The 19,973-nt window shown below is 72.4% G+C and carries 12 protein-coding genes and 1 pseudogene; 5 read left to right on the top strand and 8 right to left on the bottom strand.

Going from position 1 to position 19,973, the window contains the following annotated elements; translation table 11 throughout:
* Positions 1-3: 3 nt before the first annotated feature.
* The 6 genes from SVTN_RS09645 to SVTN_RS09620 all read right to left on the bottom strand — a co-directional run bounded on the left by SVTN_RS09645 (position 4) and on the right by SVTN_RS09620 (position 8,720).
* Positions 4-1,839 carry a branched-chain amino acid ABC transporter permease gene (locus SVTN_RS09645; protein WP_041133737.1) on the bottom strand — a complete coding sequence of 612 codons (1,836 nt, stop codon included), beginning with the start codon at positions 1,837-1,839 and terminating at the stop codon, positions 4-6.
* 5 nt (positions 1,840-1,844) lie between these two features.
* Positions 1,845-2,774, bottom strand: coding sequence for a branched-chain amino acid ABC transporter permease (locus SVTN_RS09640; protein WP_041128702.1), 930 nt, complete (start codon positions 2,772-2,774; stop codon positions 1,845-1,847).
* A 108-nt stretch (positions 2,775-2,882) separates the two neighbouring features.
* The gene (locus SVTN_RS09635; RefSeq protein WP_041128701.1) at positions 2,883-4,115 is read right to left on the bottom strand and encodes a branched-chain amino acid ABC transporter substrate-binding protein; all 1,233 of its coding nucleotides are present in this window, start codon (positions 4,113-4,115) and stop codon (positions 2,883-2,885) included.
* 467 nt (positions 4,116-4,582) lie between these two features.
* Positions 4,583-5,467 carry a trypsin-like serine protease gene (locus SVTN_RS09630; protein WP_052499037.1) on the bottom strand — a complete coding sequence of 295 codons (885 nt, stop codon included), beginning with the start codon at positions 5,465-5,467 and terminating at the stop codon, positions 4,583-4,585.
* Positions 5,468-5,874: 407 nt separating this feature from the next.
* Complete coding sequence (locus tag SVTN_RS09625) at positions 5,875-6,375, bottom strand: hotdog fold thioesterase (protein WP_041128700.1); 501 nt, start codon at positions 6,373-6,375, stop codon at positions 5,875-5,877.
* Between the two features lie 62 nt (positions 6,376-6,437).
* The gene (locus SVTN_RS09620; protein WP_041128699.1) at positions 6,438-8,720 is read right to left on the bottom strand and encodes an FdhF/YdeP family oxidoreductase; all 2,283 of its coding nucleotides are present in this window, start codon (positions 8,718-8,720) and stop codon (positions 6,438-6,440) included.
* 145 nt (positions 8,721-8,865) lie between these two features.
* On the opposite strand from SVTN_RS09620, the gene polA reads away from it, so the two are divergent.
* Positions 8,866-11,577 carry a DNA polymerase I gene (gene polA / locus SVTN_RS09615; protein ID WP_041128698.1) on the top strand — a complete coding sequence of 904 codons (2,712 nt, stop codon included), beginning with the start codon at positions 8,866-8,868 and terminating at the stop codon, positions 11,575-11,577.
* Between the two features lie 484 nt (positions 11,578-12,061).
* Positions 12,062-12,772, top strand: a pseudogene (locus tag SVTN_RS46380) (serine hydrolase); the annotation flags it as partial.
* A 265-nt stretch (positions 12,773-13,037) separates the two neighbouring features.
* On the opposite strand, the gene SVTN_RS41945 reads toward SVTN_RS46380, so the two are convergent.
* Positions 13,038-13,934, bottom strand: a complete 897-nt coding sequence (locus SVTN_RS41945) for a DUF4184 family protein (RefSeq protein ID WP_041128697.1) — start codon at positions 13,932-13,934, stop codon at positions 13,038-13,040.
* 241 nt (positions 13,935-14,175) lie between these two features.
* On the opposite strand from SVTN_RS41945, the gene SVTN_RS09600 reads away from it, so the two are divergent.
* From SVTN_RS09600 to pgfA, 3 genes are all read left to right on the top strand, one after another.
* Positions 14,176-15,996 (top strand): lytic transglycosylase domain-containing protein, encoded by a 1,821-nt coding sequence (locus SVTN_RS09600; protein WP_041128696.1) that lies wholly within the window; start codon positions 14,176-14,178, stop codon positions 15,994-15,996.
* A 191-nt stretch (positions 15,997-16,187) separates the two neighbouring features.
* Positions 16,188-16,328, top strand: a complete 141-nt coding sequence (locus SVTN_RS43700; RefSeq protein ID WP_107072740.1) for an SPW_0924 family protein — start codon at positions 16,188-16,190, stop codon at positions 16,326-16,328.
* Positions 16,329-16,338: 10 nt separating this feature from the next.
* A complete protein-coding gene (gene pgfA / locus SVTN_RS09595) occupies positions 16,339-17,334 on the top strand; it encodes a cell envelope lipid trafficking protein PgfA (RefSeq protein WP_041128695.1) in 996 nt (331 codons plus the stop codon).
* Here the strand turns inward: pgfA and hrpB are convergent.
* Positions 17,318-19,936 (bottom strand): ATP-dependent helicase HrpB, encoded by a 2,619-nt coding sequence (hrpB, locus tag SVTN_RS09590; RefSeq protein WP_041133734.1) that lies wholly within the window; start codon positions 19,934-19,936, stop codon positions 17,318-17,320. The two genes, pgfA and hrpB, sit on opposite strands and share 17 nt — an antisense overlap.
* Positions 19,937-19,973: the final 37 nt, after the last annotated feature.

Here is a 19,973-nt window from a genome sequence, read left to right as displayed (position 1 = left end):
GGTTCAGGCACCTGCCTTGACGGGCGTGGCGGGCGTCTCGTCGTTCTCGTGGAACTCCAGCTGGTTGCGCCGGTTGGCGATCATGCCCTCCGGGCGGAAGCGCATGAGCAGGATCAGCGCGACGCCGAAGGCGAAGAGCTGGTAGCTGCCCATGAACTGGAGCTTGTTCGGGATGAGGAAGAGCAGGGACGCGCCGACCAGGGGACCGCTCATGGTGCCCATGCCGCCGAGGACGACGGCCGCGAGCAGGAAGGCGGAGTTGGGCGGGATGGGACCGGCGAAGAGGTACTGCTCCGGGGTCACCGTGTAGGTGACGTGGGCCTGCACGGTGCCGGCGAGGCCGGCGAGCGAGGCGCCGAGCGCGAAGGCGATGAGCTTGACCCGGAAGCCGTTGATGCCCATGGCGAGCGCGGCGGTCTCGTCCTCGCGGATGGCGACCCAGGCGCGGCCGATGCGGGAGTCGCCGCTGCGCCGGAAGACCAGCACGACGACCGCCATGATCAGCAGCATCAGGAAGAAGTAGTTCGCGAAGCGGCCGATGGTGAAGCCGGCGATCGAGTGCTCGGCGCCGAAGTCGAACCCGAGCATGTCGAGGTTCGGGATGGACGAGATGCCGTTGGAGCCGTTGGTGATGTCGGGGCCGGAAGTGCCGTCGGTGTTCATCACCGTGATGCGGAAGATCTCACCGAAACCGAGCGTGACGATGGCGAGGTAGTCGCCGCGCAGGCGCAGGGTCGGGGCGCCGATGAGGACACCGAAGACCAGGGAGGCTCCCGCGCCGACCAGGACGGCGGCCCAGAAGGGGAAGTGCACGCCGAACGGGGAGGTCGGGGCGCCCGAGACGAGGGCGGCCGCGTAGGCGCCGACGCCGAGGAAGGCGACGTAACCCAGGTCGAGGAGACCGGCGAGGCCGACGACGATGTTCAGGCCCAGGGCGACCGTGGCGAAGATCAGGATGTAGACGCCGAGCGTCGCGTACTGGTCGTCGGTCTGGGTGAAGGGGAAGAGCGCCGCGGCGATGAACGCGCCCGCGATGGACAGGTTCTGGTGCTTTCCGGTGAGCTGCGTGGCCTGGGCCATGAGGCCCGCCTTGTTGACCGCGGCGAAGCCGAGGCCGGCCGTGATCAGGAAGCCGATGAACAGCTCGTCGTACTCCGTGCCGACGCCGTAGGTGAAGACGCCGAGCGCGACGGCGAGGACGCCCGCGATGATCAGGATCTCGACGGCGGAGTTCATGGCCGGCAGCTTGCGGACGGGACCGGTGGTGGCGAAGGCGCCCTTGAAGTTGGTCCAGCCGTTGCCGGCACGGTGCTTGAACTGGTCCCAGCCGGTGTCCTCGGGGTCCACGGGCAGCGTCTTCGGCCGCTCGTAGGGGAGGGAGAGGGCGCCGAGCAGGGCGAGCAGGGTGGCGAGCGCGACGACCGCGCCGCCCGGCTCGAGGTTGATCGGACCACCGAGCGTGATGCTGATGGCGGCGACCGTGTACCAGGCCGTGGCGAAGGCGGCGAGCGCCGCGAGCTTGACGGCAGCGTCGGCGCCGGCCGGGGTCAGCCAGCGGGTGCCCTTGACGCCGTACGAGGAGAGGGCGAAGAGGGTGGTGAGCAGGCCCGTGACCAGGACCTGGAGCTGGAGGCCGCCCGGGTAGCCGTAGACCGTGAGGTCGCCGGGGAAGGTGCGGGTCCAGGTCCAGGCGAGGAAGCAGCTGGCGACGGTGAGGACGCCGCCGCCCAGGGTGAGGGCGCGGGCGACCCGGACCGGGACGAAGCCGATGAGACCGGTCGCCTCGGCCGGCGCGGGCTCGGCCGCGGGTGCCGTGGGGTTCTCGGAGATGGTGGTCATGGTGCTCACGCCCTGTCCGCGACGCGCTCGCCGAGCAGGCCTTGTGGCCGGGCGAGGAGTACGACGATGAGGAGTACGAAGGCCCAGACATCGGCCCAGGACTGGCCGCCGAGCTGCTGCATGCCGGGGATGTGGGCGATGTAGGCCGTCGCCAAGGTCTCCGCGATGCCGAGGACGACACCGCCGATCATGGCTCCGTAGATGTTGCCGATGCCGCCGAGGACCGCGGCGGTGAAGGCCTTGAGACCGAGGAGGAAGCCCATCTTGTAGTCGACGACGCCGTACTTGAGGCCGTAGGCGACGGCGCCGACCGCGGCGAACGCGGCGCCGAGCGCGAACGCGATCGTGATGATCCGGTCGGTGTTGACGCCCATGAGCTTCGCGGTGTCCGGGTCCTGCGCCGTGGCCTGCATGCCGCGACCGGTGCGGGTGCGCATGACGAAGAAGGCGAGGAAGCCCATGCAGATGGGGGCGGCGATCAGGAGGAAGACGTCACCGGTCTGGATGGTGACCGGGCCGAGCTCGATCGGGCCGCCGGGGATCTGCGGGAAGGTCCGGGCGGACTTCGCCTCGGGGTACCAGGCCCAGACGGCCTGCTGCAGGGCGAGGGAGAGACCGATGGCCGTGATGAGGGGGGCGAGACGGGGGCCGCCACGGAGCGGACGGTAGGCGAACCGTTCCGCCCCCACGGCTATGGTGGTCGCGACCAGCACGGCACCGATGATCATGAGGGGCAGGGCGACCCACAGGCTCGTGCCGCCGGGCAGGATGAGCCAGACCGTGAGCGCCCCGAAGCCGCCGGTCATGAAGATCTCGCCATGGGCGAAGTTGATGAGCTGGACGATGCCGTAGACCATCGTGTAGCCGACGGCGACGAGCCCGTACATGGATCCCAGTAGCAGGCCGTTGACCAGCTGCTGCGGCAGTTCGTTCACCGCATTGTCCTCCGAGACTTTCGACGGATGTGACACCGCGCGGGGAGCCTGGTGTGGCCGGCGCCCCCGCGCGGTGAAGGTGGTGCTGAGAGATGGGACTGCTGAGGATCAGCCGCCGAAGGTGCCGGACTTGACGGGCTTGAAGGCGCCGCCCGTGACCTTGTAGACGGTCAGCTGCTTGTTGGTGGTGTCACCGAACTCGTCGAAGGCGACCGAGCCGGTCACGCCCTCGAAGGAGACGCCCTGCATGGCCTCGACGACCTTGGCGCGCTCGGGGAGCTTGCCACCGTTGCCCTCGACGGCCTTCTTGACGGCCTCGATGATCGCCCAGGTCGAGTCGTAGGCGTAGCCGCCGTAGGCCTCGTAGGCCTCCTTGTAGTTCTCGGCCTTGTAGTTGGCCAGGAACTCCTTGGCGGAGGCGAGGGACTCGATCGGCGCGCCGACCGAGGTGGCGAAGTCGCCCTCGGCCGAGGCCGGGCTGGCGAGCTTCACGTACTCGGGGCTGAAGATCGCGTCGCCGCCGACGACGGTGACCTTCGCACCGGCCGCCTTGATCTGCTTGGCCAGCGGGCCGCCGGCCGGGTACTCGCCACCGTAGTAGACGACGTCGGCGCCGGAGCTCTTGACCTGGGTGGCGACCGCGGAGAAGTCCTTGGTGTCCGGGTTGATGTGCTGGGTGCCGACGACCTTGCCGCCGAGCTTCTCGAACTCGCCCTTGAAGGTGCCCGCGAGACCGGCGCCGTAGGTCTTCTTGTCGTCGATGATGAACGCCTTGGTCTTCTTGGCGTCCTTGAAGACGTACTGGGCCGCGAACGGGCCCTGGATGGCGTCGGTGGTGGCGGTGCGGAAGTACGACTTGTAGCCGCGCTTCTTGTCGCCGGAGGCCCAGTTCGGGCCCTGGGACAGCGCCGGGTTGGTGTTGGCCGGGGAGACCTGCACCAGCTTCGCGTCGTCGAAGACCTTCTGCATGGACTCGGCGACGCCGGAGTTCAGCGGGCCGACGACGCCGAGGACCGACTTGTCGGCGACGAACTTGGTGGCGTTCTGCTGGCCGGAGGAGGGCTGCGCCTGGTCGTCCAGGGACTCCAGCTTGAAGGTCACGCCCTTGACGTAGGCCTTCTTGTTGGCCGTCTTGACCGCGAGGTCGGCGGAGTTCTTGATGCCGAGGCCGAGGGCGGACAGCTCACCCGTGAGCGGAGCGTCGAGACCGATGGTCACGGTGACGTTGCCGTTGTCGCCGTTCTCGGCGCCGCCCTTGTCGTCACGGGAACCACAGGCAGTGAGCGTCAGCGCTCCCGCGGTGACCGCGGTGGTGAGTATGAGCAACGAACGGTTTCGCACGAAGGGTCCTTTCCCTGGCGCGGCCCCCTCGGAATGAGGCGGTGCCGTGAAGCTGCAAAGCGAGGGGTGCCGTTTTGGAACGCCGGGCCGTACTGGGGGTTGGTACAGGGCCGTGCACTAGGACGCGCCCGGCGGCGCGGTGACTGGCGGTGACTCTAAGCGCAGGTGGGGAGGGTCGGGGAGCGGCGAGGTCAGGATGTGACTGTCTTGTTATGCCGACGGGGAAAGAGTGTGCGCACCGAGTGGGAAAACCGGGGCATTAGGGTCTGTAATGCAGTGTTCACATACTGAGAACGCGCAGTTCCGCTAAGGGGCTTGAGTGAATCTTGCTCCTGTCGCACCCTCCGTTCGACTCTCCGGATATCGGACAGTGGCAGAAAGCTGAGCGGACGAAACCGTTCGCCCGCTCGGCTCGATTCCACATCGTGCGAAGATCACGGAGAGTGACGCGGCCTGGGGTCGGGGCGTCAGGGAAGCTGCACGTACGGCTTCAGGAAGTCACGCGCACCGGGAGTGTCCAGCCGATAGACCACATTGGTCGCGTAGCACGGCGTATCGCCGGTGATCGTGGTGGCCACCAGGGTCGACCTGCCCTTCAGCGTCGCGAAGTTGGGGCCGCCCGAGTCGCCGTAGCAGGCCCCGCCGTTCCCCTGGGGCGCGGTCATGCCGAGCCGGATCCAGGCGCTGTTGAGCGCGTTGAAGGTGACCGGCGCCTTCATGCGGACGCCGCCGCCGGGGTGCGTCTGTCCGCCCGGACCGCGCTCCGCCTCCTCGGTTCCGTAACCGGCGACCACGAAGGACGTGTCGTTCAGCCCCTGCGGACCGAGCGCGTCGAGGGCGCCGGCCTGGGGGAGGGCGGCGGGGGTGAAGGACCAGCGGGCCTTCACGGCGGAGGCGGGCAGCTCGATCACCGAGATGTCATGGGTGTCGGAGGCCGGGCCGGGGTACGCGGGGTGGGTGTGGGCCGTGCCCTCGACGGCCACGCTGCGGGCCTGGGCGGCCGGGTCGCCCGGGTGGGCGGCCGCCGCCCGGTCCAGGCCGGCCTGGACGTCCTGGTCGAGCGAGACGTAGAAGCGGACGTTCGCCGGCCAGTCGGTGGTGCAGTGCGCGGCCGTCAGGAAGGTGTTCGCGTCGATCATGGTGCCGGAGCAGACCCAGTCGACGCGGTCGGGCGTCGCCGGATCGTCGTCGTTGTCCCAGGTCGCGACGAGCGCACCGACCTCGGTGCGCTCGGGGGCCGGGGTCGCGTTGTACGAGTTGATCGCCGTGGCCGGGATCGCGGTGGCGAGGACGGCGGCACAGGCGGCGGCGGTGACGGTGGTCAGCGCGTAGGTGGTGCGACTGGCGGTCACGAAGAACCCCTCGGTGTGTGAGTGGAACGGGTGTTCTCCTGCGGGGGGAGGTTCGCCAGTGAAGCGTCTGCGGGCGCACGGGGCAAGAGGGTCCGGAGACAAGGGAGTTGACACACGAACGGCGCGGCGCAGGACGATGATCCGTCCTGCGCCGCGCCGCTGGTGCCGACTCGGGTCACTCGGCTCGGGTACCGGTGGTGTCGGTCCGGGTCACTCGGCTCGGGTACCGGTGGTGTCGGTCCGGGTCACTCGGCTCGGGCGCCGGCGATGTCGGTCCGGGTCGTTCGGCTCGGCTCGGGCGCCGGCCGTGCGGGCGAGTGTGGCCCGCACGGATCCGGCGCGGCCGGCTCCGTGGGGCCTCCCCGCGCGGCCTCCCCGCGCGGCCCGCACCGCGGGGTGCGGGCCGGTCAGGCCTCCGTGCGGCCCGCCGTCGGCAGGTCGCCCGCGTCCTTCGGGGCGACCTCGCGCAGCAGGCAGGTCAGCCGGGCCGAGCACACCCGCTTGCCCTGCTCGTCGCTGATCACGATCTCGTACGTGGCGGTGGTCCGCCCGCGGTGGACCGGGGTCGCCACGCCGGTCACCAGACCGCTGCGCACCCCGCGGTGGTGGGTGCAGTTCAGGTCGACGCCGACGGCGATCTTCGAGACCCCGCCGTGCAGCATCGAGCCGACGGAGCCCAGCGTCTCGGCGAGCACCGCCGACGCGCCGCCGTGCAGCAGCCCGTACGGCTGGGTGTTGCCCTCCACCGGCATGGTGCCGACGACCTTCTCGGCCGAGGCCTCCAGGATCTGCACACCCATCCGGTTCCCGAGGTGTCCGGCCGAGAAGAGCGCCGGGAGGTCGACGCCGAGCGCCGCGTACTCGTCGATGACCTCCTGCGGGAACTTCACGTGCTGCTGCTCACCCATGGGCCCGGCTCCGTTCGTCTTCGTACGGCTGCTTGTCGCATCGTGGTCGCCTGAGCAAACGCTTAGGCGGACTGCGATTGTTCCAGACGCACGATCACGGACTTGCTGGCGGGGGTGTTGCTGACGTCCGCCGTCGACTCCAGCGGCACCAGGACGTTCGTCTCCGGGTAGTAGGCCGCCGCGCACCCCCGGGACGTCGGGTAGTGCACGACCCGGAAGCCGGGCGCCCGCCGCTCGGTGCCGTCCGTCCACTCGCTCACCAGGTCCGCGTACGCCCCGTCCGCGAGGCCGAACGCCGCCGCGTCCTCGGGGTGCACGAGCACCACCCGGCGGCCGCCCTTGATCCCCCGGTAGCGGTCGTCGAGACCGTAGATCGTGGTGTTGTACTGGTCGTGCGAGCGCAGCGTCTGCAGCAGCAGCCGGCCCTCGGGCACCCTCGGGTACTCGACGGGCGCGGCCGTGAAGTTGGCCTTGCCGGTCTTCGTGGGGAAGCGGCGCTCGTCGCGCGGGCCGTGCGGCAGCGCGAAGCCGCCCGGGTTCGCCGCGAGACGGGCGTTGAAGTCCTGGAAACCGGGCACCACGCGCGCGATGCGGTCCCGGATCCGGGCGTAGTCCGCCTCGAACTCCTCCCAGGGCGTGGCCGATCCCTCGCCGAGGACGGCACGGGCCATCCGCGCCACGATCGCCGGCTCGGACAGCAGGTGCGGGCTCGCCGGCGGCAGGTTGCCCCGGGAGGCGTGCACCAGGCTCATCGAGTCCTCGACCGTCACGAACTGCTTGCCGCTCCTCTGCACGTCCTTGTCGGTGCGGCCGAGCGTCGGCAGGATCAGCGCGCGCGTGCCCGTGACCGCGTGCGAGCGGTTCAGCTTCGTCGAGACGTGCACGGTCAGGCGCGCGTTCCGCATGGCCGCCTCCGTCACCTCCGTGTCGGGCGTCGCCCCCACGAAGTTGCCGCCCATCGCGAAGAAGACCTTCGCCTCGCCGTCGCGCAGCGCCTGGATCGAGCGCACCACGTCGAAGCCGTGGTGGCGCGGCGAGACGATCCCGAACTCCTTGTCCAGGGCGTCGAGGAAGGCGGGCGCGGGGCGCTCGAAGATGCCCATCGTGCGGTCGCCCTGCACGTTCGAATGGCCGCGCACCGGGCACACCCCGGCACCCGGCCGGCCGATGTTCCCGCGAAGGAGCAGGAAGTTGACGACCTCGCGGATCGTCGGCACGGAGTGCTTGTGCTGGGTGAGGCCCATCGCCCAGCAGACGATCGTCCGCTCCGAGGCGAGCACCATCTCCAGGGCCCGCTCGATCTCCGAGCGGCTCAGACCGGTCGCGGCGAGCGTCTCGTCCCAGTCGGCCGCCTTCGCCGCCGCCGCGAACTCCTCGTACCCGTGGGTGTGTTCCCGTACGAACTCCTCGTCGACCGCCCCGGCCGTCTCCAGGACCAGCTTGTTGAGCAGCCGGAAGAGGGCCTGGTCGCCGCCGATCCGGATCTGCAGGAAGAGATCGGTGAGCGCCGCGCCCTTGAGCATGCCCTGCGGGGTCTGCGGGTTCTTGAAGCGCTCCAGGCCCGCCTCCGGCAGCGGGTTCACCGAGATGATCTTCGCGCCCGAGGCCTTCGCCTGCTCCAGGGCCGAGAGCATGCGGGGATGGTTCGTCCCCGGGTTCTGCCCGGCCACGATGATCAGGTCCGCCCGGTGCAGGTCCTCGAGGGAGACGCTGCCCTTGCCGATGCCGATCGTCTCCGTCAGCGCCGAGCCCGAGGACTCGTGGCACATGTTGGAGCAGTCCGGCAGGTTGTTCGTGCCGAACTCGCGGGCGAAGAGCTGCAGCAGGAACGCCGCCTCGTTGCTCGTCCGCCCCGAGGTGTAGAAGAGCGCCTCGTCGGGCGATGCCAGGGCCCGCAGCTCCTCCGCGATGATCGCGAACGCCCGCTCCCAGCTCACCGGCTCGTACCGCTCGCCGCCCTCGGGGAGCAGCATCGGCTGCGTGATCCGGCCCTGCTGGCCCAGCCAGTACCCGCTGCGGGTCGCCAGGTCCGCCACCGGATGCGCGGCGAAGAACTCCGGGGTCACCCGGCGCAGCGTCGCCTCCTCGGCGACCGCCTTCGCGCCGTTCTCGCAGAACTCCGCCACATGCCGCTTGTCACCCTCCGGCCAGGCGCAGCCGGGACAGTCGAAGCCGTCCTTCTGATTGACCTTGAGCAGGGTCCGCGCGGTGCGCCGCAGCCCCATCTGCTCCTGCGCGATCCGCAGGGTGTGCCCGATGGCGGGCAGGCCGGCTGCGGCGTGCTGCGGCGGCGTGACCTGCGGGGCGTCCTGGACCGGGTCACCGGCCGGCGGCTTGCTGACCATCGCGCTCTCCCTTGAGCGGTATACCTGTGGCGTACGTCTCCGATCCTGTCACGCGGCACCGACAACCCGGCACCCCGACCGCTGCCGACGGGATCGTCCGGCCGGTGTGGACGGGATTGTCAGTGGACCGTGGCAGGATCGTCCCGTGGCCGAGACAGCATCGAAGAACCCCGCAGACACCCGCCCCCGCCTGCTCCTCATGGACGGGCACTCGCTCGCGTACCGGGCGTTCTTCGCGCTGCCCGCGGAGAACTTCACCACCGCGACCGGACAGCCGACGAACGCGATCTACGGGTTCGCCTCGATGCTGGCGAACACGCTCCGCGACGAGGCCCCCACCCACTTCGCGGTCGCGTTCGACGTGTCCCGCAAGACCTGGCGGTCCGAGGAGTTCCCGGAGTACAAGGCGAACCGCTCGAAGACCCCCGACGAGTTCAAGGGGCAGGTCGAGCTGATCGGCGAGCTCCTCGACGCGATGCACGCGCCGCGCTTCGCCGTCGACGGCTTCGAGGCCGACGACGTCATCGCCACCCTCGCCACCCAGGCCGAGGCCGAGGGCTTCGAGGTCCTCATCGTCACCGGCGACCGGGACTCCTTCCAGCTCGTCACCGACCACACCACCGTGCTCTACCCGACCAAGGGCGTCTCCGAGCTCACCCGCTTCACCCCGGAGAAGGTCCAGGAGAAGTACGGCCTGAGCCCCTCGCAGTACCCCGACTTCGCCGCCCTGCGCGGCGACCCGTCCGACAACCTGCCGGGCATCCCCGGCGTCGGCGAGAAGACCGCCGCCAAGTGGATCACCCAGTTCGGCTCCTTCGCCGAGCTCGTCGAGCGCGCCGAGGAGGTCAAGGGCAAGGCCGGCCAGAACTTCCGCGACCACCTGGAGTCGGTCAAGCTCAACCGCCGCCTCACCGAGATGGTCCGGGACGTCGAGCTGCCGAAGACCGTCGCGGACCTCGCCCGCGAGCCGTACGACCGCGCGGCCGTCGCCCTCGTCCTCGACACCCTGGAGATCCGCAACCCCTCGCTGCGCGAGCGGCTCCTCGCCGTCGACCCGGGCTCCGCCGAGGAGGCCGCGCCCGCCCCCGCCGCGGGCGTCGAGCTCGACTTCACCGTCCTCGGCGCCGGCGAGCTCGCCCCCTGGCTCGCCGAGCACGGCACCGAGCCCCTCGGCATCGCCACCGTCGACAGCTGGGCCCTCGGCACGGGGAACGTGAGCGAGATCGCCCTCGCCGGGGCCGACGGGGCCGCCGCCTGGTTCGACCCCAGCACCCTCGACGAGGCCGACGAGCAGGCCTGGGCCGCCTGGATCTCCGACCCCGACCGGCCGAAGGTCATGCACAACGCCAAGGGCGCCATGCGGGTCTTCCCCGAGCACGGCTGGTCCATCGCGGGCGTCACCATGGACACCGCCCTCGCCGCCTACCTGGTCAAGCCCGGCCGGCGCTCCTTCGCCCTCGACGCGCTCACCGTCGAGTACCTCGGCCGCGAGCTCGCCCCGGCCGCCCCCGCCGACGGCCAGCTCGCCTTCGGCGCCGACGACACCGCCGAGGCCGAGGCCCTCATGAGCCAGGCGCGGGCCGTCCTCGACCTCGGCGACGCCTTCGACGAGCGGCTCGCCGAGGTCGGCGCCCGCGAGCTCCTCCACGAGGTCGAGCTCCCCACCTCCGCCCTCCTCGCCCGCCTGGAGCGGCACGGCATCGCCGCCGACCGCGACCACCTGGAGGCCATGGAGCAGCAGTTCGCCGGCGCCGTGCAGCAGGCCGTGAAGGAGGCCCACGCCTCCGTCGGCCACGAGTTCAACCTCGGCTCGCCCAAGCAGCTCCAGGAGGTCTTCTTCGGCGAGCTGAACCTCCCGAAGACCAAGAAGACCAAGACCGGATACACGACGGACGCCGACGCGCTCGCCTGGCTGGCCGGTCAGACCGAGCACGAACTGCCCGTGATCATGCTCCGCCACCGCGAGCAGGCCCGCCTGCGCTCGACGGTCGAAGGCCTGATCAAGACGATCGCGGCCGACAACCGGATCCACACCACCTTCAGCCAGACGGTGGCCGCGACCGGCCGCCTCTCCTCGACCGACCCCAACCTGCAGAACGTGCCGGTGCGGACGGACGAGGGCCGCGCCATCCGGCACGGCTTCGTCGTCGGCGAGGGCTTCGAGGCCCTCATGACCGCCGACTACAGCCAGATCGAGCTGCGCGTCATGGCCCACCTCTCCGAGGACGAGGGCCTCATCGAGGCCTTCACCTCCGGCGAGGACCTGCACACCACCGTCGCCTCCCAGGTCTTCGGCGTCGAGCGGTCCGCCGTCGACGCGGAGATGCGCCGCAAGATCAAGGCCATGTCGTACGGCCTGGCCTACGGCCTGTCGGCGTTCGGCCTCTCGCAGCAGCTGAACATCGACCCGGGCGAGGCCCGCGTCCTGATGGACACCTACTTCGAGCGCTTCGGCGGGGTACGGGACTACCTGCGGCGCGTCGTCGACGAGGCCCGCGCCACCGGGTACACCGAGACGATGCTGGGCCGCCGCCGCTACCTCCCGGACCTCAACAGCGACAACCGCCAGCGCCGCGAGGCCGCCGAACGCATGGCCCTCAACGCCCCCATCCAGGGCACGGCCGCCGACATCGTCAAGGTCGCCATGTTGAACGTCGACCGCGCCCTCACCGACGCGGGCCTGGCCTCCCGGATGCTCCTCCAGGTCCACGACGAAATCGTCCTCGAACTCGCCCCCGGCGAGCGCGAGCAGGTCGAGTCCCTGGTCCGCACCCAGATGTCCGCGGCAGCCGACCTTCGAGCCCCCCTGGACGTCTCGGTAGGCGTAGGCCCGAACTGGGACTCAGCAGCCCACTGACCCCACCGCGGACACCGCCCCCGCTGCGGGCGGCGCCCGTCTGGGGCGGTGCCCCCGCCGCCCCCGTTGTGGGCCTGCGCCCGCCCCCGTTGTGGGCAGTCGTTCCGCTGGGGCGGAACGGGTGGGCACAACGGACCCGCGCCCTGCCGGCGCCCGAGGCTTCCGCGCCTGAACCCGCACCGCAGGTACGGCACCGTCGGGGGGCGGGTCCAGGCGCGGAACGCCTAGGCCCGGCTGGGGGCGCCGTCCCGTGTGCCCACCCGTCCCGCCCCAGCGGGACGATTGCCCACACGGCAGGCGGCGAAGGGCACCGCCCCGGCGGGCGCGGGCCCACACGGGGCGGGGCGAAGCCCCGGGCGGGGCACCGGCCTGCCGGGCGCGGGCCCACACGGGCGCGGGGCGCGGCCCGCACGTGGGGCGGTGTGCGCCAGGTGGACCAGTCCCAAGGGGCGCCCCTGGCGCACGGCTCCCGAAACTGGGGAGCATGATCCCGCGCCGCCCCTCCCGCCTCCCCACCTGGGCCCTCCTCGGCGCCCTCCTCGGCGCGGCGGCCACCGCCTCGCCCCACCCAGCCGAGGCACACGCCGCCGAGGCGCACCCCGCGCCCGCCCTCTGCACCTCGCCCCGCGAACCGGCCCTCGCCGCCCGCCTGTCCCAGGACATCGCGGCGGCGCTCAAGGGCCGGGAGAGCACGGTCTCCCTCGCGGTCCACGACCCCGGGCGCGGACTGCGCTGCCGGCTCGCCGACACCCTCGCGTACGACTCCGCGAGCATCGCCAAGGTCCTGATCATGCAGGCCGTCCTCGGGCGGGCGGAGGAGCTGGGCCGCGCGCCCACCCGGCTGGAGGCGCGGCGGCTGAAGGCGATGATCACCCGCTCCGACAACAAGGCCGCCACCGAGCTGTGGGACGGCCTGTCCCGCGCCCGGCTGAACAGGGTGCTGCGGGAGGCCGGTGCCCGGGACACCGTCCTCGGCCGCGGCCGCTACTGGGGCCTCACCCGTACCACCGCACGCGACCAACTCGCCCTCCTCGCCGCGGTCTCCCACCGCCCCGAGGCCCTGTCCCTCATGGGGCAGGTCGTCCACCAACAGGCCTGGGGGGTCACGGCGGGCGCGCCCCGCACGGTCAAGGTCCACCTCAAGAACGGCTGGCTGCCCCGCGCGACCCACGCCTGGCGCGTCCACAGCGTCGGCATCGTGCGCCCGGCGACGGCCGCGGCGGACACGGGCACGGACCCCGACACAGGCGCAGGCACAGGCACAGGCACAGGCACGAGTACCGACACCGAAACCGACACTGCCCCAGGAAGCCCCGCCGTCGACTACCGGATCGCCCTCCTCAGCCACGACAACCCCACCATGCGGTACGGCGTCCGCACGCTGGAGCGCATCGCCCTCGTCGTGCACCGCAGGCTCTCCGGCAGCGCGGCGGCCCGCGACTTCACCCCGCCGGAGCGGATCAGCGAGATCCCGGACGGGAGTGTTCCGGCCGAGGGGCCGGGTCGGGGAGGTCCCGGGGGACCGGCGCGACCGGGGTCGTTCGAGCCCGCCGTGACCGGAGGAGCCGCGCCCCCGTCCCGTACAGCACGAGCCCGACGGCGAGCCCCGCGCCGGCGCCGAAGCAGGCCGTCGGAATGACGGCGAGGGGCGTCTCGACCCGGCCCCAACCCCAGTACGCGGCCCAGCGCAGCACCCGGTGGGCGACACCGGCGAGGACGCAGCCGGCGATCAGACCGGCGGCGAGGAGGCGCCCGCGCCGACCCGGCACGGGGATTCGGGCCGGCAGCTCCACCCCGGGGAGGGAGGAGCGCAGGGCCCGCGCAGCGCACCAGCCGAGGAGTACGAGGGCCAGCGCCGAACCCCCGTACTGCGCATAGAGATAGACCGGGAACCCGGCCACGATCTCGCCGAGGAAGGGGATGGAGCGGGTGCCCCAGCGGTCGAGGTGGGTGAAGGAGTCCCACACCACGTGGGTCGTGGCGCCGATGACCGCCGAGAGGCAGAACCATCCGGCGAGCGCGGCCGGGTGCCGTTCCCGCCAGGGCCGGCCCCGTACGAGCCCGTACACCCGACCGCGCCACCGGGCGGGCAGCAGCGCGACGAGCGGCTCGCGCACGGTCAGCCACAGGGCCACGAGCGCGGCGGTGATCAGTACGTCCGCCGTGACGATCCCGACGGGGGAGTGGGTGACGTTCCCGAGGACCATCGCCCCGGGGAACGCGGTCGCCGCGAAATAGGTCATGTCGGGCGAGAAGGACCCGGCGACGAGAGCGGAGGCGACGAGCGGCCCGCGCGCGGTGCCGTTCCGGCGCAGCGCGGGCAGCACGGCGGCGGCGTGGCTCAGCGTGAACGGCAACGGGAGTTCCCCCAGGATTTTCGGTGGTGACGGCGGCCGGAGTGCGTGATCGACCGGAGTGCAAGAGGGCCGGGACGCTCCGGTCGGTTCCCGGACTCACCTGGTCGGCAGGCGGCCAAGAGGTGACGAAACCGTGAAACACGGTCAGGGGCCGGTATCAGGTGGTCCGGAGTTGGCATAGGGTCGCCAGAGGTCTCGCGCGGGGAGCGCGGGACCGCGTCGATGGGGAGGGACGACGGACATGGCAGCGCACATGGGCCACCGGCTGCGCAAGGGAGCCACTACTGGTGTGGTGATGGCCGCGGCGGTCGCCGCGCTCGCCGCCTCGCAGGCACCGGAAGCGGTCCAGCCGCCCGTGGACAACGCCGGCGGCGACCACGCCATCGGCGCCGGTGACACGACGCCGCCGTCCGGAAGGGGCTCCGCGACGGGCGATTCCCCGTACTACACGGCCCTGCCGCCGCTGAACACGCCGAACAAGCCCGGGGCGAGCAGCAATCTGCCGGTGATCACCGGCCCCGCCGAGGCCGGCATACCCGCGTCCGTCTACTCCGCCTACAAGCGCGCCGAGCTGTCGATACGCTCGACCGACCCCAACTGCAACCTGCCGTGGCAGGTGCTCGCCGGCATCGGCAAGGTCGAGTCCGGTCAGGCGCGCGGCGGCCGGGTCGACGCCAACGGCACGGCATCGCCGCGGATCCTCGGCCCCGCCCTCGACGGCAACGGCTTCGCCCTGATCACCGACACCGACGACGGTGCCTACGACGGCGACACGAAGCTCGACCGGGCCGTCGGCCCGATGCAGTTCATCCCGTCCACCTGGGCCACCTGGGGCCAGGACGCCAACAGCGACGGGAAGAAGGACCCGAACAACATCTACGACGCGGCGCAGGCCGCCGGCCTCTACCTCTGCGCCAACGACCGCAACCTCGCGCTCAAGGCCGACCTCGACAGCGCCATCCTCAGCTACAACCACTCGACGGAGTACCTGAACACGGTCCTGTCCTGGGTCACGTACTACCAGCGCGGCACCCACCAGATCCCGGACGGCACGGGCGTGCTGCCGGTCGACCGCAGCGACGACGTCGGCAGGGGCAACCGCCCCCACCCCACCACGCCGCTCCCGACCGTCCCCACGACTCCGGCGCCGACGCCGCGCACCCCGGAGCCGAAGCCCTCGGAGACCCGCCCCGGAACGGTCAAGCCGCCGACCGTTCCGACCAAGCCCCCGGTCACCCCGCCGGTGACGCCGCCCACCGTCCCGGCGGCCGTCAAGGTCGCCCAGCTCGCGATCGTGGCCAACCAGAAGCTGACCACGACCACCGGCAGCGCCTTCACGGGAGCCCCCCGGGTCGCGGCGCTCGACGCCGCGGGCAAGCCGGTCGCCGGCGTGGCCGTCCGCTTCGAGATCACCGGCACCACCGACACCCGCTTCGCCGGCGGCGGCACCACGGCCACCGTCACCACCGGTTCGACCGGCCTCGCCGCCTCTCCCGCCCTCCGGGCCGGCGCGAAGACGGGATCCTTCACCGTGCGGGCCACCGTCGTGGGACGGACCCTGCACGCGGCCGAGTTCGCCGCGACCGTCACGGAGCGCCAGGCGGACACCCTCACCCGGGTCGCCGGCGACCCCCTGTCGGCCACGACCGGCACCTCCTTCACCCAGCAGATCCAGGTGAAGGCCACCGACAAGGGCGCCCTCGCCCCCGGCGTGCGGGTCACCGCGGTGATCGTCACCTCGAAGACGGACCCCAAGGAGAGCACCGAGGGCCCGTCCTTCAAGCGCGCCGACGGCACGTCCGTCCGTACCGTCACCCTCGAGACCGGGACGAACGGACTGCTCACCTTCGCGTCGGGCGACCTCCTCGCGGGCGACAAGGCGGGCACGTTCTACCTCCAGCTGACCGCGCCCGGCGGCGGCACCACCTTCATCGACCTCACGGTCACCGCGCCCCCGACGACGCCCCCGGCGACGGATCCGACGCCGACCCCGGAGCCGACGCCCTCCGGCAGCGGCTCGCCCGAGGCCACCCCCTCGCCCAGCGCCTCCCCTTCGGCCTGACGGCCTGACGGCCTGACGGCCTGACCGCCTGAGCCTCCGCGCTGAGTTCCTCCGCGCCGTCCCTCCGTCCGCACCGGGCGGGAGGGGCGGCGCTTCGCGTTACCCGGGTGCAACGTGTTCTCATCTCGCGGCCGCGTTGCTACGGTGCCCCCGCCCTGACGACCTATCAGATCGCACCCGGGAGGCCGACCATGCGCGCCCTCGTCGCCGCCGCCATCGGACTCGCCCCAGTCCTCCTCTTCGTCCTGCTCCTCTCCGTGGTCGATCTGCCGCCCGACGGCCCCACTTCGCCCAAGCCCCTGCTGACCGCCGATCCCGGCCCCAAGAAGTAGGGGGCCGACCGTGCGCCGCCGAGCCAGCCTCGTCCTCCTCGCCCTCGCCGTCTTCTGCGCCGCGATGGCCCCGACCCTGCGCTGGTACGCCTTCCCCCGCCTGGCGAAGATCCCGGCGAACCAGTACCAGGACACCGTTCTGGAGGCGCGGCCCGCGACCCTCCTCAACTACTCCACCCTCAAGGCCGAGAAGGTCGACAAGATCACGATCATCCAGACCCTCAAGGGCAACGTGGAGGAGTCGCGCCGCATCGAACGCGACGCCGGACGCGACGTCGTCGTCTGGGACGCCCTCGCCTACGTCACGGGACCCGACGGCAAGATGGTCTCCAAGGTCCCGGAGCGGTACGTCTTCGACGCCCACACCCAGGACCCGGTCCACGCCACCGGCGAATCCGTCGACGGCGACCCGGTCCGGCGCGAGGGCATCGAGTTCAAGTTCCCCTTCCTGACCGAGAAGCGCGACTACCAGTACTTCGACGCCCAGACCCGCACCGCGGCCCCCATCCACTACAAGGGCACCCGCACCTTCCGCGGCATGGAGGTCTACTACTTCGAGCAGACCATCCCCTGGACCAAGGTCCCCATGCCCAAGGCCATGCCGGTCAAGGGCATCACCCCCAAGATCCTCGCCGACTCGGGCCTCACCCGCTGGTACACGACCAAGCGCATGTTCTGGGTCGAGCCGGTCACCGGAGCCCCCGTCAACGGCGAGGAGATCCACAAGGAGGAGCTCCGCAACGCCAAGAAGCTGATGGGACAGGACACCCTCACCGTCTTCGCGGGGCACGTGAAGATGCGCGAGGACTACCTGGAGAGCATCGGCGCGATGGTCTCCTCCAACCGCCTCATGGTCCTCATGCTCGTCTCCTACGTCCCGTGGAGCCTCACCGTCCTCGCCCTCGTCCTCCTCTCCCTCGCCCTCTGGCTGGAGGCCCGCTCGCGCCGCCCCCGGCCGGAACCGCCCGCCGCCCCCGCCCCGACCCCGGTCAGCGCTCCTGTCTGAGCCGTGCGCTGGTGTGCCGGGTCGGCACCGCCGCGGACGGATCCTCGGGCCACGGGTGCTTCGGGTACCGCCCGCGCAGCTCCGCCCGCACCGCGCGGTAGCCGTCCCGCCAGAACGACGCCAGGTCGGCCGTGACCGCCGCGGGCCGGCCGGCGGGGGAGAGGAGATGGACGAGCACCGGGACCCCCGCCACCCGGGGCGTCTCGGCCAGGCCGAACATCTCCTGGAGCTTCACCGCGAGCACCGGCCGCTCGCCCCCGTACTCGACCCGTATCCGCGAACCGCTCGGGACCTCGATCCGCTCCGGCGCCAGCTCGTCGAGACGCACCGCCTCGCCCGACGCCCACGGCAGCAGCCGCCGCAGCGCCTCCCCGGCGTCGATCCGCCCCAGATCGGCCCGGCGCGACGCCCGCGACAGCTCCGGCTCCAGCCACTCGCCGGCCCGGTCGACCAGCGCCCCGTCCGACACGTCCGGCCACGGCTCCCCCAGCTCCCGGTGGAGGAAGGCCAGCCGCTCGCGCAGCTCCCCGGCCTCCCGGCGCCACCGCAGCAGCCCGAGCCCCTCGCGCCGCAGACCGTCGAGCAGCGCCTCCCGCACGAGCGCGGGCTCGGCCCCGGCCCCCAGGGGCCGGACCGTCAGCTCGACCGCCCCCAGACGGTCCACCGATCGCGCGACGACGTCCCCGTCCTCCCAGTGGACCTCCTCGCCGGTGCTCCGCAGATGCCCGGCCGCCCGGCAGGCCATGGACTCGTCCACCACGGCCGCGAGCCGCACCCGCGCCGTGGCGTCCCGTGCCGTGCGGTCCGCCACCGCCACCGCGAGCCACCGACTGGACCGCAGCCGGGAGCCCTCGGCAAGCCGCGCCCCGCTCCCCGACACCATCAGATAGCCACCCTGCTCCCGAGCCCTGGCCACCCGCTCCGGAAACGCCAGCGCCGTCACGAGACCGGCCACGGCATCGTCCCCGGCCTCGCCCCCAGCCCCGGACCCGACCTCAGACCCAGCCCCGGACCCGATCCCAGCCCCGGTCTCGGCCCCAGCCCCGGACCCGCCCCCGGCGCCCCCGCCCGCCGCCTCGCCGGCCGACCGTTCCAGGCGGCGCGCCTCCGCCCGCCACCGGGCGCCGTACCCGTCGGAGCCCTGGCGGGCCGCCCGCCAGGCCGATGCCAGATCGTCCCCGTACTCGCGCGGCGGCTCCTCGCTCAGCAGCGCCACCACCTCCGCCGCCCGCCGGACCCCGACCTCGGGCGCCCCGTCGAGGAGCGCCCGCCCCAGCCGGGGGTGCAGCCCGAGCCGGGACATCCGTACCCCCCGCTCCGTGGCCCGGCCGTCCCCGTCCACGGCCCCGATCGACCCCAGGACCGCGCGGGCCGCCGCCATCGCCCCGGCCGGCGGCGCGTCGAGCAGTGCCAGCCCCTCCGCCGTCGGGTCGCCCCAGCAGGCGGCCCGCAGGGCGAAGTCCGCCAGGTCGGCGATCCTGATCTCCGGCGACGGGTACCGCGCCCGGCTGCCGTCCTCCGCCTCCGCCCAGCAGCGGTAGACCACACCGGACTCCTCACGACCCGAGCGCCCCGCCCGCTGGGTCGCCGCCGCCGTCGACACCGGCACCGTCGCGAGGGACCCGAGACCCCGGGCGTGGTCCGTCCGGGGCTCCCGTGCGAGCCCCGAGTCCACGACGATCCGCACCCCCGGAACCGTCAGGCTCGACTCCGCCACCGACGTCGAGAGCACCACCCGCCGCCGCCCGCCGGGCCCGGCGCCCCGCAGCACCGCGTCCTGCACGTCGGCGGGAGCCCGCCCGTGCAGCTGGAGCACCTCCGCGTCCACCCCGGCGAGCAGCCCCGCCGTCCGCGCGATCTCCCCCGTACCCGGCAGGAAACACAGGACGTCGCCCTCGTGCCGCTCGAGCGCGAGCCGGACCGTCGCCGCCACGTGACGCAGCAGGGCCGGATCCACCCAGGTGCCGTGCGCGGGCCTGATCCCGGCCGGCGGCGCGGCGAACTTCACCGCGTACCCGTGGCCCTCGCCCTTGCTCCACACGATCGGCGCGGGCCCGCTGCCGTCCAGGACCGTGAGCAGCTCCGCCCAGGCCTCGGCGTCGCTCGTCGCGGAGGCCGCGATCAGCTTCAGCTCCGGCCGCAGCGTCGCCCGTACGTCCACCAGGAAGGCCATCGCCGTATCGGCGTCGAGATGCCGCTCGTGGCACTCGTCGAGGAGCACCACGTCCACGCCCGCCAGCTCCGGATCGCGCTGGAGCCGCTGCAGCAGGATGCCCGTCGTCACCACCTCGACCCGGGTCGCGGGGCCGGCCCGCCGCTCGCCGCGCACCGAGAAGCCGACCGCGCCGCCGACCTCCTCGCCGAGCAGCCAGGCCATCCGCCGGGCCGCCGCCCGCACCGCCATCCGCCGCGGCTCGGCCACCAGCACCCGGCGCACCGGTCCCTCCCCTATGAGCCCCGCCAGCGCCAGCGGGACCAGCGTCGTCTTGCCGGTGCCGGGAGGAGCGGACAGCACCGCCGTGCCGCGCTCCGCGAGTGCGGCGAGCAGTTCGGGGACGGCGTGGCGGACGGGGAGACGGTCGATTGCGTCGTTTCGGATCACGCACTCAGTCTCGTACGTGCGAAGAAAAGGGAGGGCC

Origin of the sequence: Streptomyces vietnamensis, from assembly GCF_000830005.1 — a bacterium.
Lineage (GTDB): Bacteria > Actinomycetota > Actinomycetes > Streptomycetales > Streptomycetaceae > Streptomyces > Streptomyces vietnamensis.
Note: the sequence above shows the minus strand (reverse complement) of the source record. Positions and strands in the feature narration are given on the sequence as shown.

Bases quoted from the DNA above. Each gene is read 5' to 3' on its own strand.
- SVTN_RS09645 (WP_041133737.1), bottom strand. From the start codon at position 1,839: ATGACCACCATCTCCGAGAACCCCACGGCACCCGCGGCCGAGCCCGCG.
- SVTN_RS09625 (WP_041128700.1), bottom strand. From the start codon at position 6,375: ATGGGTGAGCAGCAGCACGTGAAGTTCCCGCAGGAGGTCATCGACGAG.
- SVTN_RS09620 (WP_041128699.1), bottom strand. From the start codon at position 8,720: ATGGTCAGCAAGCCGCCGGCCGGTGACCCGGTCCAGGACGCCCCGCAG.
- SVTN_RS09600 (WP_041128696.1), top strand. From the start codon at position 14,176: ATGGCAGCGCACATGGGCCACCGGCTGCGCAAGGGAGCCACTACTGGT.
- SVTN_RS43700 (WP_107072740.1), top strand. From the start codon at position 16,188: ATGCGCGCCCTCGTCGCCGCCGCCATCGGACTCGCCCCAGTCCTCCTC.